The sequence below is a fragment of the Clostridium niameyense genome, from assembly GCF_001243045.1.
GTDB lineage: Bacteria > Bacillota > Clostridia > Clostridiales > Clostridiaceae > Clostridium_F > Clostridium_F niameyense.
In genome coordinates this window covers 520,710-534,244 of record NZ_LN849007.1, presented here as the reverse complement: position 1 = coordinate 534,244, position 13,535 = coordinate 520,710, and the positions used below count along the sequence as shown (strand labels likewise).

15 protein-coding genes and 1 tRNA gene are annotated in these 13,535 nt (G+C 28.4%); 1 reads left to right on the top strand and 15 read right to left on the bottom strand.

Translation table 11 applies throughout. The features are described from left to right. Positions 1 to 59 precede the first annotated feature (59 nt). The 5 genes from BN1711_RS12515 to BN1711_RS03520 form a co-directional block, all read right to left on the bottom strand. Positions 60 to 156, bottom strand: a tRNA-Sec gene (locus BN1711_RS12515). Positions 157 to 283: 127 nt separating this feature from the next. Beyond that, the gene (selB, locus tag BN1711_RS03535; RefSeq protein WP_050606807.1) at positions 284 to 2,191 is read right to left on the bottom strand and encodes a selenocysteine-specific translation elongation factor; all 1,908 of its coding nucleotides are present in this window, start codon (positions 2,189 to 2,191) and stop codon (positions 284 to 286) included. 18 nt (positions 2,192 to 2,209) lie between these two features. Beyond that, positions 2,210 to 3,598 (bottom strand): L-seryl-tRNA(Sec) selenium transferase, encoded by a 1,389-nt coding sequence (gene selA, locus BN1711_RS03530; protein WP_050606806.1) that lies wholly within the window; start codon positions 3,596 to 3,598, stop codon positions 2,210 to 2,212. Positions 3,599 to 3,643: 45 nt separating this feature from the next. Then, a complete protein-coding gene (gene selD / locus BN1711_RS03525) occupies positions 3,644 to 4,726 on the bottom strand; it encodes a selenide, water dikinase SelD (protein ID WP_082174051.1) in 1,083 nt (360 codons plus the stop codon). A 120-nt stretch (positions 4,727 to 4,846) separates the two neighbouring features. After that, positions 4,847 to 5,434, bottom strand: a complete 588-nt coding sequence (locus tag BN1711_RS03520; RefSeq protein ID WP_050606804.1) for a helix-hairpin-helix domain-containing protein — start codon at positions 5,432 to 5,434, stop codon at positions 4,847 to 4,849. Between the two features lie 136 nt (positions 5,435 to 5,570). Between BN1711_RS03520 and BN1711_RS03515 the strand changes: the two genes are divergently transcribed. Further along, positions 5,571 to 6,797 (top strand): serine hydrolase, encoded by a 1,227-nt coding sequence (locus BN1711_RS03515; RefSeq protein WP_050606803.1) that lies wholly within the window; start codon positions 5,571 to 5,573, stop codon positions 6,795 to 6,797. 26 nt (positions 6,798 to 6,823) lie between these two features. On the opposite strand, the gene BN1711_RS03510 is transcribed toward BN1711_RS03515, so the two are convergent. The 10 genes from BN1711_RS03510 to rplU all read right to left on the bottom strand — a co-directional run bounded on the left by BN1711_RS03510 (position 6,824) and on the right by rplU (position 13,515). Beyond that, entirely contained in the window at positions 6,824 to 7,723 is a 900-nt protein-coding gene (locus BN1711_RS03510) for an RluA family pseudouridine synthase (protein WP_050606802.1), read from the bottom strand. Between the two features lie 98 nt (positions 7,724 to 7,821). Further along, on the bottom strand, positions 7,822 to 8,202 hold the full coding sequence (locus BN1711_RS03505) for a RidA family protein (protein ID WP_050606801.1): 381 nt from the start codon (positions 8,200 to 8,202) through the stop codon (positions 7,822 to 7,824). Positions 8,203 to 8,218: 16 nt separating this feature from the next. Further along, a complete protein-coding gene (locus tag BN1711_RS03500; RefSeq protein ID WP_050606800.1) occupies positions 8,219 to 9,478 on the bottom strand; it encodes an LCP family protein in 1,260 nt (419 codons plus the stop codon). Positions 9,479 to 9,488: 10 nt separating this feature from the next. Continuing rightward, the gene (gene yqeK, locus BN1711_RS03495) at positions 9,489 to 10,058 is read right to left on the bottom strand and encodes a bis(5'-nucleosyl)-tetraphosphatase (symmetrical) YqeK (protein WP_050606799.1); all 570 of its coding nucleotides are present in this window, start codon (positions 10,056 to 10,058) and stop codon (positions 9,489 to 9,491) included. 85 nt (positions 10,059 to 10,143) lie between these two features. Next, complete coding sequence (nadD, locus tag BN1711_RS03490; protein ID WP_050606798.1) at positions 10,144 to 10,752, bottom strand: nicotinate-nucleotide adenylyltransferase; 609 nt, start codon at positions 10,750 to 10,752, stop codon at positions 10,144 to 10,146. Between the two features lie 32 nt (positions 10,753 to 10,784). Further along, positions 10,785 to 11,075, bottom strand: coding sequence for a ribosome assembly RNA-binding protein YhbY (gene yhbY, locus BN1711_RS03485; RefSeq protein ID WP_050606797.1), 291 nt, complete (start codon positions 11,073 to 11,075; stop codon positions 10,785 to 10,787). Between the two features lie 36 nt (positions 11,076 to 11,111). Further along, positions 11,112 to 12,386, bottom strand: a complete 1,275-nt coding sequence (gene obgE, locus BN1711_RS03480; protein ID WP_050606796.1) for a GTPase ObgE — start codon at positions 12,384 to 12,386, stop codon at positions 11,112 to 11,114. Positions 12,387 to 12,565: 179 nt separating this feature from the next. Then, positions 12,566 to 12,868 (bottom strand): 50S ribosomal protein L27, encoded by a 303-nt coding sequence (gene rpmA / locus BN1711_RS03475; protein ID WP_050606795.1) that lies wholly within the window; start codon positions 12,866 to 12,868, stop codon positions 12,566 to 12,568. Positions 12,869 to 12,871: 3 nt separating this feature from the next. Then, positions 12,872 to 13,198: a ribosomal-processing cysteine protease Prp gene (locus BN1711_RS03470; protein WP_050606794.1), complete on the bottom strand. Its 327-nt coding sequence runs from the start codon at positions 13,196 to 13,198 to the stop codon at positions 12,872 to 12,874. 2 nt (positions 13,199 to 13,200) lie between these two features. After that, entirely contained in the window at positions 13,201 to 13,515 is a 315-nt protein-coding gene (gene rplU / locus BN1711_RS03465; RefSeq protein ID WP_050606793.1) for a 50S ribosomal protein L21, read from the bottom strand. Positions 13,516 to 13,535 lie beyond the last annotated feature (20 nt).

Here is a 13,535-nt window from a genome sequence, read left to right as displayed (position 1 = left end):
TTTAATTAAAAAAGGTTTTAAACAGAGATTTTTCTGTTTAAAACCTTATATAACTTTTTTGGCGGGAATATGTGGGAATCGAACCCACCCATCATGGTCTTAGCACGACAACTCGGTTTTGAAGACCGGTAGGCACACCAGCACCTATCTACTCCCATTTCATTTAATATCAACAAGATATTACATTATTTTTAATACGATTTATATTATACATATAATTTTTCATAAAGTCAATATTAAATAAACTTATTTGACATACCTAAAATTATAGTTTTATTTTATATTAAAATAAAGTTCTTTTATCTCCATCTCTTTTAGTCAATTTTATTCCATCAAAATGTTCTAATATAGCTAAAGAATATTTTCTACTAGTATTCATCATATCTCTAAATTGAGCTACAGTTATGCTTCCATTCTCATTTATAAAATTTGTTACCCTCTCTTTTGCTTCATTATAGAATTCAGTTAAAAGTACACATTCTTCATTTACTTTAAATAAGATTCCTTCTTCTAATAAAGCTTCATAAACCCTTTTAAATTCTTCTTTATTTTGCTCCTTGGAAAATAACTCATCATATTTAGGCGGAGTATACTTTCCTTTTTTATATTCACTTATAATCTTATCCTTTATCTTTTCTTGCTCTTTCGTATAAACTATATCAAAATCATATTTTGAAACATATTTACCATGAATTTTTATTTTTTCTTTAGATTCCAACCACTTTAATACACTATCATAAGTTTTCGGTTTAACTTCTTTGCCTAAAGTTTTTATTCTCATTTCCTCTTTAGAAATACCCCACTTTAAAGGATTATTTTTATGGAACTGCTCTAATATGTCTTCCATTTCTTTTAACTTAGTATTTATAAAAATATTATGAGCATATACAAACTTATCTCCATTTTTAAGAGATATTATTTTATCACTTGATAGAAGTTCTTCTATCTGTTCATTTATATTTTCTTCATTTTTTCCTAAAGCTTTTAATATTTCTTCCTTACTTGGGAATTTACCACTTAACTTTTCTATAGTTTTTTCTAATATATTACCTGTATCTCCACTTTCTTTTAATTTTAACTCTTCTACGTATTTATCATTAAATCTTTTAGCTTTTTTTGCTACAGGTTCTATTATAGTTCCCCCACCTATAGTTACCATAGGAGAGTAATTTCTTATAACATATCTATCGTTTCTTTGACAAGTTAAAGGTTTTTCTAATCTTAATTGTACATAGGCTTCTTCACCAGGGTTAACAACTTCTTTATCTAATATTACTACTCTACATATAATTTCACTAGTTCCATTATATAATCTAACCCTTTGTCTATTTTCCAATGGTTTTGAAGCACTTTTTAAATAATAAAGTTTACAGTCTATCATCATAGAGGGCTCCATAAGATTTTCTATAGATACTATATCCCCTCTATTAATATCTGATTTTTTTATGTTAGATAGATTTAGTGCACATCTTTGTCCTGCTTCAGCTTCTTTAGTTTTTTTATCATGTACTTCAATTCCTCTAACTTTAGTAGTTATTTTTGATGGATATATCTGAACTGTTTGTCCTTCTTTTATATTTCCACTAATTACAGTTCCTGTTACAACAGTACCAAAACCAGTTATAGAAAAAACTCTATCTACAGGTAATCTAAAATGACCATATATATCTTTTACATCTATTTTTTCCGTTAAATTGTCTATAGTCTTTATTAAATCCTCTAATCCTTCTTTAGTTTTTGATGATACTGGATACATAGGAGCATCTGCTAAAAATGTACCTTTTAGTTCTTCTTTTATGTCTTCTTTAACCATATCCAGCCACTCTTTTTCTACCATATCTATTTTTGTTAGAACTATAATTCCTCTTTTTACATTAAGTAATTGTAATATTTCTAAATGCTCCTTTGTTTGTGGCATTACTCCCTCATCTGCTGCAATAACCATAAGTACTATATCAATGCCACTAACTCCTGCTAGCATATTTTTTATAAATTTTTCGTGACCAGGTACATCTACAATACCAGCTCTTTTACCTGAAGGTAAATCAAAAAAAGTAAATCCTAAGTTTATAGATATTCCTCTATCTCTTTCTTCTCTTAAAGTGTCTGTTTCTCTACCTGTTAAAGCTTTTATTAATGTAGTTTTACCATGATCAATATGTCCTGCTGTTCCTATTATCACATTTTTCATATACATCACCATTTTCACTTATTTTAGTAATTTTTTAAATTCATTTACTATTATATCAAAGTCTTTATCAAATAAAGTCCTTACATCTAAAATTACTTCATTCTTATTAACCCTTACTACGATAGGATTTCTACTTAATCTTAGTTTCTTTTCAATTTGTTCTGCAGTAATTTTATCACTAGCTATTTTTAAAACATAAGTTGGAATTTTTTCTGCTGGCATAGATCCTCCGCCCACCATAGAATAATCCTCTTCTATTTTAATTTTAAAATCTTCTACATTATTTTGTAGCTTTCTTTTTAAACGTTGAGCTCTTTTTTTATGTATATCTTTAGAACTTAATATCATATAAAGCGTAGGAATATATTTTATAGCTTCTTCTTCATCCAAATAATATTTAAGAGTTCCTTCTAAAGCTGCTAAAGTCATCTTATCTATTCTTAGTGCTCTTGTTAATTGATTCTTTTTCATTTTGTCTATATATTTCTTTTTACCTACTATTATACCTGCTTGAGGTCCTCCAAGCATTTTATCCCCACTAAAAGTAACTATATCTATTCCTTTTTCTAAACTACTTTGCACTGTAGGTTCATAAGTAAATCCATACTTAGAGAAATCTATTAAAGTTCCACTACCTATATCCTCCATTACAGGTAAGTCATATTTTTTACCCAATTCAACTAACTGCTCTCTTGTTACTTCTTCTGTAAAACCTAATATTTTAAAGTTGGAAGTATGTACCTTTAATAACACTCCAGTATTTACATTTATATTATTTTCGTAATCATATAAATGAGTTCTATTAGTTGTTCCTACTTCTACTAATGTGGCGCCACTAAATTTCATTACATCAGGTACCCTAAAAGAACCTCCGATTTCTACAAGTTGTCCTCTAGATACTATAGCTTCCTTTCCTTCACAAATGGTATTTAAAGCAAGCATTACTGCTGAAGCATTGTTATTAACTATCATAGCGGCTTCCGCTCCTGTAACTTTTTTAATAAGTTCTTCTACATGACTATATCTTGAACCTCTTTTTCCTTCCTTCAAATCATACTCTAAATTGCTATAGTTTTCTGAAACCTTAATTATATTCTCTATAGCATCTTTAGCCAAAAGAGATCTCCCCAAGTTAGTATGTATTACAACCCCTGTAGCATTAATAACCTTTTTAAACTTTGTCTCTTTATTTTCATATAAAACATCATCATAATAATTTAAAATATCTTCTGTTTCATAGTATTTTACTTTACCTTTCAATATACTTTTTCTGTAATATTCTATACTTTGCCTTAAACTATCTACAACTAAGTTTCTGGAAACTCTTTTTAAATCATTAATAACTTTACCTTCTTTTAAAAGCTCATCAATTTTAGGCAAATTCCTTAATAACTCTCTTTTTTCCATATACGTTCTCCATTCTTATGTTAATTTTTATTTTTAGCCATTAATTTATTTAACTATTATGTATTTATCCTCTTTAGGAATTACTTCTCCTACAATAGCGGATTGCAATTCTAACTTATTTAGCTCTTCCATTATATTTTTTGCATCTTCTTTTTTGCAAGAAATCAAAAGTCCCCCTGATGTTTGAGGATCAAATAATATATCTTGCATATATGTAGGAACATTTTCAAATTGAAAATTTCCCTCTATATAATCCTTATTAGAATATGCTCCTGCAGGCACTAGCCCAAATTCAGCATATTCTTTGGCTTCTTTTATATAAGGTATCTTATCCCAATATAGATTAAAAGATACATCAGATGCTGATGCCATTTCATAAGCGTGTCCTAAAAAGCCAAAACCTGTTATATCTGTACACGCTGTTATAGGGTATTTAGTAACTATTTCACCTGCATATTTATTTAAAGTGCTCATAGATTTTACTGCCATATCTTTTGCTTCTTCTGATGCCATTTCTCCCTTAATTGCCGTATTTATGATTCCTATACCTAAAGGCTTTGTGGTTATAAGAACATCACCTTTTTTAGATCCATAATTTTTTAAAACCTTATCTGGATGTACAATACCTGTAACAGATAATCCATACTTAGGTTCATTATCATCTACTGTATGCCCACCTATAACCACTGCTCCAGCTTCTAATACCTTATCCGCTCCTCCTTTTAATATTTCTCCTAATATTTCAATATCTAAACAAGAAGGAAAGCATACTATATTTAATGCTACAACTGGTTTTCCACCCATAGCATATACATCACTTAATGAATTTGCTGCTGCTATTTGACCAAACATATAAGGATCATCTACTATAGGAGTAAAAAAATCTAAAGTTTGTATTATAGCTGTTTGATCATCCATTTTATAAACTGCTGCATCATCTGATGTTTCTATCCCTACTATTAAATTTTCATTTTCCATTTTAGGAAGTTTAGAAAGTATTTTTGATAGCACCCCCGGTCCTATTTTTGCAGCTCATCCTGAGGTTCTTGATAGTTCCGTTAATCTAACTTTTTTCTTTTTTATTGAGCATGAATCTCCCTCTTTAATATTGTTTATATCAACTGCCATTTAAAGCACTCCCCTTTATAATAAAAACTTAATTAATAATTTTATTGTAACATAATTTAATTTTATTCAACATAGATTATATTATTTTGTAAGAAACTTTAAATATTCAACTGAATCTTGTTATATATCCACCTTATCCTTTATTTTCTCTAATGTTTTATCTCCTATTCTATCTATTTTTTTTAAATCTTCTATTTTTGAAAAACCTCCATTTTTCTCTCTATAATCTAATATTTTCTGAGCTGTTACATCTCCAATTCCAGGTATAGTTTTTAACTCTTCTTTACTAGCATTATTTATATTTATTTTATCTTCATCTGTGTTTGATGAACTATTACTTTCTTTATCTTCAACACTGTTTTTTGAATTTTTCTTTTCAGTTACATATATATAATCTTCGTCTTTTAACTTTTTAGCTAAATTTACCTTAAAGGTATCCGCATTACTTGTATACCCACCTGCCTTATTTATTAGATCTTCTACCCTATCATTTTCTTCAAGTTTATATACCCCAGGTTTATGAACTTCTCCATTTATATAAACTGAAATTTGTTTACTAGATTTCACTTTATCCTTTGTATTTTCTACAAATATGTCTTCTTCTTTTGGAACTTTAGAGGGTCTTGAAGTAAAGTAACCTACTATAGCAAATATACTTAAAATACATAGTATAGCTATAGAACCTATTATCTTCTTTTTACTTTTCATTAAAATCTTCTCCCTATTATTTAAATTATATATACACTTTAATTATTGACAGATTTCATTATTGAATTCGCATATTACCTATTTTTTTGATATAATTAGGAATATCAATGACATAACATAGGAGGTCTAGGAGATAATGAAAAAAACTTTTTCGTTTTTAATATCTTTATTTTTATTTATATCTTTATTCTCTATGACTATAAAAGCTAAAGAAACTATACCTAAAGTTTCAGCAGATAGTGCAGTTTTAATGGATGCTACTACGGGTAAACTTTTATATTCTAAAAATGCTGACAAAGCCTATCCCCCCGCATCAACAACTAAAATAATGACTGCCCTTTTAACTTTAGAAAAAACAAACTTAAATAATATAGTAACTATAGGCAAAAATCCTCCTTTAGCTGATGGAAGTAAAATTTACGTATTTGAAGGAGAAAAAATTAAAGTACGAGATTTACTTTATGGTCTTTTATTAGCCTCTGGTAATGATTGTGCTGAAGCTTTAGCTGAATACATAGGTGGTTCTCAAGAAAACTTTGCTAAAATGATGAATAAAAGAGCTAGTGAACTTGGTTGTACAAATACTAATTTTGAAAATCCTAGTGGATTATATTCTAAAAATCATAAAACCTCTTCTAAAGATTTAGCTATAATTATGAGAGAATTAGTAAAACATCCTGAATATACAACCATAGCTACAACTTCATCTTATAATATTGCTCCTACTAATAAATCAAAAGAAAGTAGGCCCTTGTGGAATTCCAATAAATTAATACAAAAAAGTTCTAATTATTATTATGGAGGTTGTGAAGGAGGAAAAACTGGTTATACTACTCAATCAGAGCATTCTTATGTGGCTAGTGTTACTAAAAATAATCAAAGATTAATTGTAGCTTTAGTACATGATAATAAAAAAACCTTCTTTGAAGATTCTATAAAATTATTTGATTATGGATTTAATAATTATTCTTTAACACTTTTGTATCCTAAAAATGCTTATGTTACTTCCTACAAATCTAGGGATTTGAATATACCTTTATATGCTTCTAAAGATTTTTATTATTTAAGTAAAAAAAATGAGCATAAGAAGCCTAATATTGAATTAACTAATGTGGATTTAGATTCAAAAGATTTTAAAAAAGGTGATATAGTTTTAGATGCCTGTCTTAATTGTGATGACCAAAATTTAGGTGTATTAAAATTAAAAAGCGGAGCTGATCACCAAGTAATAAGAATATTAAATAATGAAATACCTAAAAGTTATTTAAATCTTAAGTTTATAGTTCCATTAATAGGATTATTAATTGTAGTTTTAATATTTTTAATAAAATTTATTAAAAATAAAAAACAACAATCTGTTTAATAAATAAAAGAGAACTGTTATTTTAATTAACAGTTCTCTTTTATTTTAGATATTAAATTAATAATGTCTTCCGGTATAGGTGCTTTTAACTTTATTATTTCACCAGTTCTAGGATGAGGAAATTCTAATTTATAAGCATGTAGTGCTTGCCTATTTATATAATCTTTTTCCTCTTTTCCATAAAGCGAATCTCCATACAAAGGATGATTTATATGTGACATATGTACCCTTATTTGATGAGTCCTTCCAGTTTCTAATTCTAATTGTATTATGTCTCCATTTTTTAGACTTTCCATGACTTTATACTTGGTTATACTATTTTGTCCTCTATCTGTTACAACCCTTTTTATAGAATCTTCTTCTGATCTTCCTATAGGTAAATTTATTATTCCTTGTTTTTCATGCATATTTCCATGAACTACTGCTATATACATCTTTTTAAAGTGTTCTTTTCCCATATCCCTAGCTAATGCCATATGAGAAAATTGATTTTTGGCTATTAATATTAATCCTGAAGTATCCATATCTAATCTACTTACTAATCTAACTATACATTTTTCATTGTTTTCTTTAAAATAATATAATATCCCATTAGATAAGGTTCCATTAGGATGTCTTTTAGTTGGGTGTACTACTATCCCTGGTTCTTTATTTATAACTAAAATATCATCATCCTCATATATAATATGTAACTTCATTTTTTCTGGTTCTATATTTTGATGTTCTTCCTCTGGCATATATACCTCTATCATATCATTTAAAGCAACTTTAGCTTTTTTTATTACTCTTTTCTTATTTAAAAATATTCTTCCTTCTCTCAAAGCCTTTCTTACTAATCTACTAGATAAGTTTTCTATATTTTTTAAATAATCTTTTATATCTAATTCTTGTTGATTGGAAGCTATAAAAGTTAATTTATTATCCATTGTGTGCTTCTCCTTTAGAATATATGTAAGTTGTTTTATCCCATTTAAACAAATGAAGAGCTATAAAAGCTCCTCATTTATAATATGTTCAATAAATTTTATACCATAGCTACCAATTCAATTTCTATTGGTGCATCTTTAGGTAATTTTGCTACTTGAACGCAAGATCTAGCTGGTGGATTTGAAGTAAAATATTTTCCATAAACTTCATTAACAGCAGCAAAATCATTCATATCTTTAACAAATATTACAGACTTTATTACTTTATCAAAAGAAGTTCCTGCTTCTTCTAAAACTGCTCTTAAATTTTCCATTGATCTTTCTGTAGCTCTTTTAATATCATCACAAATCAATTCCCCTGTTTCTGGTATTAAAGGTATTTGACCTGATGTAAATAATAAATTTCCTACCTTTACTGCTTGTGAATATGGTCCCAAAGCTGCTGGGGCTTTTTTAGTAGCTATAATTGCTTTTTCCATAATCAAAACTCCTTTTTTAATTATTTCTATTGGAAAAATCTCTTCCCAATATTATTATTATATCAAAATTATTATCTGATTGGGTACTTTTTTCTATTTGTGAAATATTAAGTTTATTTTTTATCTCTCTTATTAAGAAGTTATTATCTGTGTTATATAAAATTTTACTTTTTTCTCTTAGCTTTGCATTATTACCTGTGGATATATTAGTATATCCTTCTTGTTTTAATTTTTCAGCAAATTGAGATGCTAAACCATTTATTTTTGTACCATTTAATATTTGTATTTTGACAGAACTTTTATCCATTAAACTTTCTTCATTCGAAGTAATGTTTCCAGTTGTTAATGTATATAATAAATCCCTATTTTTTTCTCTATCATATATAAAATAAGATATTCCTTGTATATATTTTGCCTCTCCCTTCAGTGTAGACATTGAAATATTTCCACCACTCGATTTAGAAACTATATATCCATATTTGACTATTTCTTCAGGGGACATATCTGTATCTACATAATCTGGAATAGTTGATAATATACTTGGTATCTTAGGAATTATAGCTGGACTTTTAAATTTTTCTATAACCTTTTCTATAAATTTATGCTGATTTTCTATCCTTCCTAAATCTCCATCTGCAAAACCAGTACCATTGTTATTCTTTCTCCATCTAAAAAATTTCTCTGCCTTTTCACCATCTAAATGCTCAACAGTTCCTTTTTTAAAATGTATATGTAGATTTTGTCCCGGATCATCATAATACATATTTCGTGTAATTTCCATATCAATACCACCTATAGAATCTATTATTTTTCTAAATCCTTTATAATCAACTCTGGCGTAATTATTAATACTGATTCCTAATAGGTTCTCTACAGCTTCAATAGCCCCATTGATTCCTTTTTCTGCGTGGGCAGCATTAATTTTCATCTTTTTGCCCATCATATTTATACGAGTATCTCTAGGTATGGAAACTATATTTATTTTTTTATTTTTAGGGTTATAATTTACTAAAAGCATAGTATCTGTTCTTTTGGGAGTATCTTTAGAAGCATATTTAGGATCTCCTATATCTACACCCATAACAAGTATATTTACTGGCTCTCCTGATTCTGCTTTTTTAGTTTTTATTTCTCCTTCTCCTGCTCTTGAACTCTTATCAAATCCTAGAAGGTAAAAATATCCTAATGAACCCAAAAGAATTACTAAAGAAAATAAAACTATTAATATTTTTGCTGTAGTATTTCTTTTTCTTCTTTTTTTCTTGTTATCACCCATAAAAATTCACCTACATTTTATCGTTTATTAAACAATTCCTAGCTATAACTGTGTTAGTATGAAGCAACTCTCCTCTTTCAATTACATATTTAATAGTAGAATTCAAGCTTTTAATTAAAGCTTCTTCCAAATCTTCAAATGCTAATTTTCTAAGTTCCTCTATACCTTTAAAATCTCTTGAAGGCTCTATAATATCTGCAAGGTATATTATTTTTTCTAACATACTCATATTATTCTTACCTGTAGTATGATATCTTACTGCATTTAATATGTCTTTATCTTCTATTCCCATTTTTTCTCTCATTATTATAGATGCTACTAGTCCATGAGTTATTTGAATATTCTTTAATTCTATCCAACTTAAAGTTATATTATGCTCTTTTATTATATTTAAAAGTTCTTTATCTGTCATATTTTTAGCACAATCATGACATAGGGCTGCTAATTTAGTTTTTTCCATGTCCACATCATACTTTTCAGCTAATTTCATTGCAGTATTTTTTACATTAATTACATGATTATATCTACTTTCTTTTAAAATTCCTTTTAAATATGTGTTTATCTCTTCTTCTGTCCACATATTTTACCCCTCCCCATAAAATATGAAGTAAATACTATCCTTTTATTTTATAGTATAATACTATTTTAATATTTTTATAATTATTTTATTTTTTATAAATATTTTTATATTTTATAAATTCATAAACACTATCTGGCATATAAAATTTAACTTCTTTACCTGATTCAATACGATTTCTTATATTAGTAGATGATATATCCAAAATAGGTGCTTCTATAAAAAGCATTTTGTCTTTATATTTTTGTTCCATATACCTTTTTGCATTTATTATCTCTTGCTGCTGCTTAAATCCTTCCCTGCTAAATATTACAAAGTTACACATGGAAAGTATTTCTTCTAAATTTTTCCAATGATCTAAGTAGGATAAACAATCTGCTCCCGTTATAAAATACCAACTAGTATCTGGTTCTAATTTAGTAAAATATTTTAGAGTTTTATAAGTATAACTTATATCTTTTCTATTTATCTCGTAATCACTTATACTAAATTTTTCTTCATCCTGTATGGCTATTTTTACCATTTCATATCTTATATTGGCAGGAGTTTTTTCTATCTTCAATTTATGTGGTGGATTTCCTGCTGGCATAAATATAACTTTGTCTAATTTAAACCTTTCCAGAGCTTCGTAGGCCACATTTATGTGACCATTATGAATAGGATCAAAGGTTCCCCCCAATATTGCCTTCTTAACCATTGATATTCTCCCCCTCGTATTATTGCTTTCCCTTAAGGAAGTTCTATTTTAGGTTTTTTCTTCGATCTCCTATATAAAACAAATTTATTTCCTATGCATTGAACACCATCACATTTTAGTTCATCACATATAATTTCTGAAGCTTCTCTTGCGCTATAATCACTATTCTTTAAAATTGATACCTTAATAATCTCTCTTGCCTCTAGTGCATCATCTATTTGTTTTAAAAAGTTATCATTTATTCCATCCTTACCCACTCTAAATATAGCATCCATTTTATTAGCTAAACTTCTTAGGTAACTTCTTTGTTTTGTATTTATCATAAGTTATCCTCCTTATCTTATTAAAAGTATTATAAATTACAGTAAGAAATCAAATTCAAAATCGTTAAGTCTTACTATATCTCCATCTTCGATACCCATTTCTATTAATTCTTGCATAACACCTTTATTTTTTAATACTTTATGAAAATATCTTAAATCATCAGGATCATTAACATTTACTGCAGATAAAAGTCTGTCTACAAAGCTTCCCTCTACAATATAGACGTTACCTTCTTGTCTTATACTATAAGTGAATTTCTTCTCTTCTGGTATAAATCTTTCTTCTTCACTTATTTCTAAATCTGTAACAGGTATAGTATCTAGTAATCTAGCTGCTTCTTTCATAACTTCATCCACACCTTGTTTAGTTGCTGCTGACATTTTAAATACTTTACTATATCCTAACTTCTTAACTTTTTCTTCAAATTCTTTAAATACTGTCTCATCATAAAGCATATCTGCTTTATTAGCTGCTACTATTTGTGGTCTATCATAAAGTTTTACATTATATTTTTTAAGTTCTTCATTTATCTTTAAGAAATCTTCATAAGGATCTCTTCCTTCTATTCCAGATATATCTACAACGTGTATTAATACTCTTGTTCTTTCTATGTGTCTTAAAAAGTCTAATCCTAAACCTACACCTTCTGCCGCTCCTTCAATTATTCCTGGTATATCTGCAATAACAAAATTTTTTATTCCTGGAAGATTTACTACTCCTAGATTTGGTTTTAAGGTTGTAAAATGATAATTAGCTATTTTAGGTGCAGCTTTTGATACTGTAGATAATAGAGTTGATTTTCCTACGTTAGGGAATCCTAAAAGACCTACATCAGCTAAAAGCTTAAGTTCTAATTTAATCCATCTATCTTCTCCTGGCATACCTGGTTCTGCAAAATCCGGTGCTTGTCTTGTTGGGGTTGTAAATCTCACATTACCTTTCCCCCCTTTTCCACCTTTGGCCACTACATAAAAATCATCTGATTTAGATAAATCAGCCATTATTTTATTTGTTTCTGCATCTCTTACCACAGTTCCCATAGGTACTTTTATATATAAATCTTTACCGTTTTTTCCGAAACATTTTGACCCTGATCCATTTTGTCCTGGTTCCGCTACATATTTTCTTTTATATGTAAAATCTAAAAGTGTAGTCATATTAGGATCTACTACTAATACTACATTGCCTCCTTTTCCACCGTCTCCCCCATCCGGTCCACCTAAAGATATATACTTTTCACGTCTAAAGGAGATAGCCCCATCTCCGCCCTTTCCCGACTTTACTAATATTTTAGCTGTATCTATAAACAAGCTTTTCACTCCTCTTATTCTGTTTATTTAAATTGTTTACAAAAAATTTTAAATAATCTATAGTATTACATTACTTAGTTTTTCCATTAACCAAGTAATATTATACTATATATTCTCAGGTTTTATGTAATTAATATTATAAATTCTAAAAAAGCACCCTTTAAAAGGGTGCTTTTTTATTATTCAGCTACAACTTCTTCTACTTCTACAGGATATACACTAGCCTTCTTTTTATCTTTTCCTAGTCTTTCGTATTTTACTACACCGTCTATTTTAGCGAATAGTGTATCATCTCCACCTTTTCCTACGTTTGCTCCTGGGTGGATCTTAGTTCCTCTTTGTCTTACAAGAATATTTCCAGCTAATACGAATTGTCCATCAGAACATTTCACGCCTAATCTCTTAGATTCACTGTCTCTTCCGTTTCTTGAACTACCTACTCCTTTTTTATGAGCAAATAGTTGAAGGTTCATAACTAACATGTGCTACACCTCCTCTACATAAGTTTTTATATATTTACCGTAACTTTTTTCAATACTTTTTAAACCTAATAACATAGTATCCATAAGTACACTGCACTTATTAATTTCTTCTCCAGTGCAAGCTGACAAATCTATATTTAAAAAACCATTATGTTCTTTAATAATAGGATGTATGTTCATAACTTCTGTAATACCATTAGCTATTGTTATTGAAATAGCTGATATTGCTGTACAAACCATGTCATATCCTTCATTCACAGATTCTGCATGGCCAGATACTAGCACAGATACTATTTTATTATTACTTTTCTTAAATACTGCTTCAACCATAATTATGCATTAATTTTTTCTATTTGTATTTTTGTGTATGGTTGTCTGTGTCCTTGTTTCTTTCTGTAGTGCTTCTTAGGTTTGTATTTGAATACTACAACTTTCTTAGCTTTTCCTTGAGCTAATACTTTAGCTGTAACCTTAGCACCTTCTACTGCTGGCTTTCCAACAACAGTTTCTCCATTTTCTTTTCCTAATAAAAGAACTTGGTCAAAGTCTATTGTTGAATCAACCTCAGCTGTTAATTTTTCAACGTATAATACGTCTCCTTCTGCAACTTTGTATTGTTTTCCTCCAGTAGTTATAACTGCATACATTATTAAAACACCTCCTCAAT

Bases quoted from the DNA above. Each gene is read 5' to 3' on its own strand.
- selB (WP_050606807.1), bottom strand. From the start codon at position 2,191: ATGAAAAATGTGATAATAGGAACAGCAGGACATATTGATCATGGTAAA.
- selA (WP_050606806.1), bottom strand. From the start codon at position 3,598: ATGGAAAAAAGAGAGTTATTAAGGAATTTGCCTAAAATTGATGAGCTT.
- BN1711_RS03520 (WP_050606804.1), bottom strand. From the start codon at position 5,434: ATGAAAAGTAAAAAGAAGATAATAGGTTCTATAGCTATACTATGTATT.
- BN1711_RS03515 (WP_050606803.1), top strand. From the start codon at position 5,571: ATGAAAAAAACTTTTTCGTTTTTAATATCTTTATTTTTATTTATATCT.
- BN1711_RS03510 (WP_050606802.1), bottom strand. From the start codon at position 7,723: ATGGATAATAAATTAACTTTTATAGCTTCCAATCAACAAGAATTAGAT.
- BN1711_RS03505 (WP_050606801.1), bottom strand. From the start codon at position 8,202: ATGGAAAAAGCAATTATAGCTACTAAAAAAGCCCCAGCAGCTTTGGGA.
- BN1711_RS03500 (WP_050606800.1), bottom strand. From the start codon at position 9,478: ATGGGTGATAACAAGAAAAAAAGAAGAAAAAGAAATACTACAGCAAAA.
- yqeK (WP_050606799.1), bottom strand. From the start codon at position 10,058: ATGTGGACAGAAGAAGAGATAAACACATATTTAAAAGGAATTTTAAAA.
- nadD (WP_050606798.1), bottom strand. From the start codon at position 10,752: ATGGTTAAGAAGGCAATATTGGGGGGAACCTTTGATCCTATTCATAAT.
- yhbY (WP_050606797.1), bottom strand. From the start codon at position 11,075: ATGATAAATACAAAACAAAGAAGTTACCTAAGAAGTTTAGCTAATAAA.
- rpmA (WP_050606795.1), bottom strand. From the start codon at position 12,868: ATGTTAGTTATGAACCTTCAACTATTTGCTCATAAAAAAGGAGTAGGT.
- BN1711_RS03470 (WP_050606794.1), bottom strand. From the start codon at position 13,198: ATGGTTGAAGCAGTATTTAAGAAAAGTAATAATAAAATAGTATCTGTG.
- rplU (WP_050606793.1), bottom strand. From the start codon at position 13,515: ATGTATGCAGTTATAACTACTGGAGGAAAACAATACAAAGTTGCAGAA.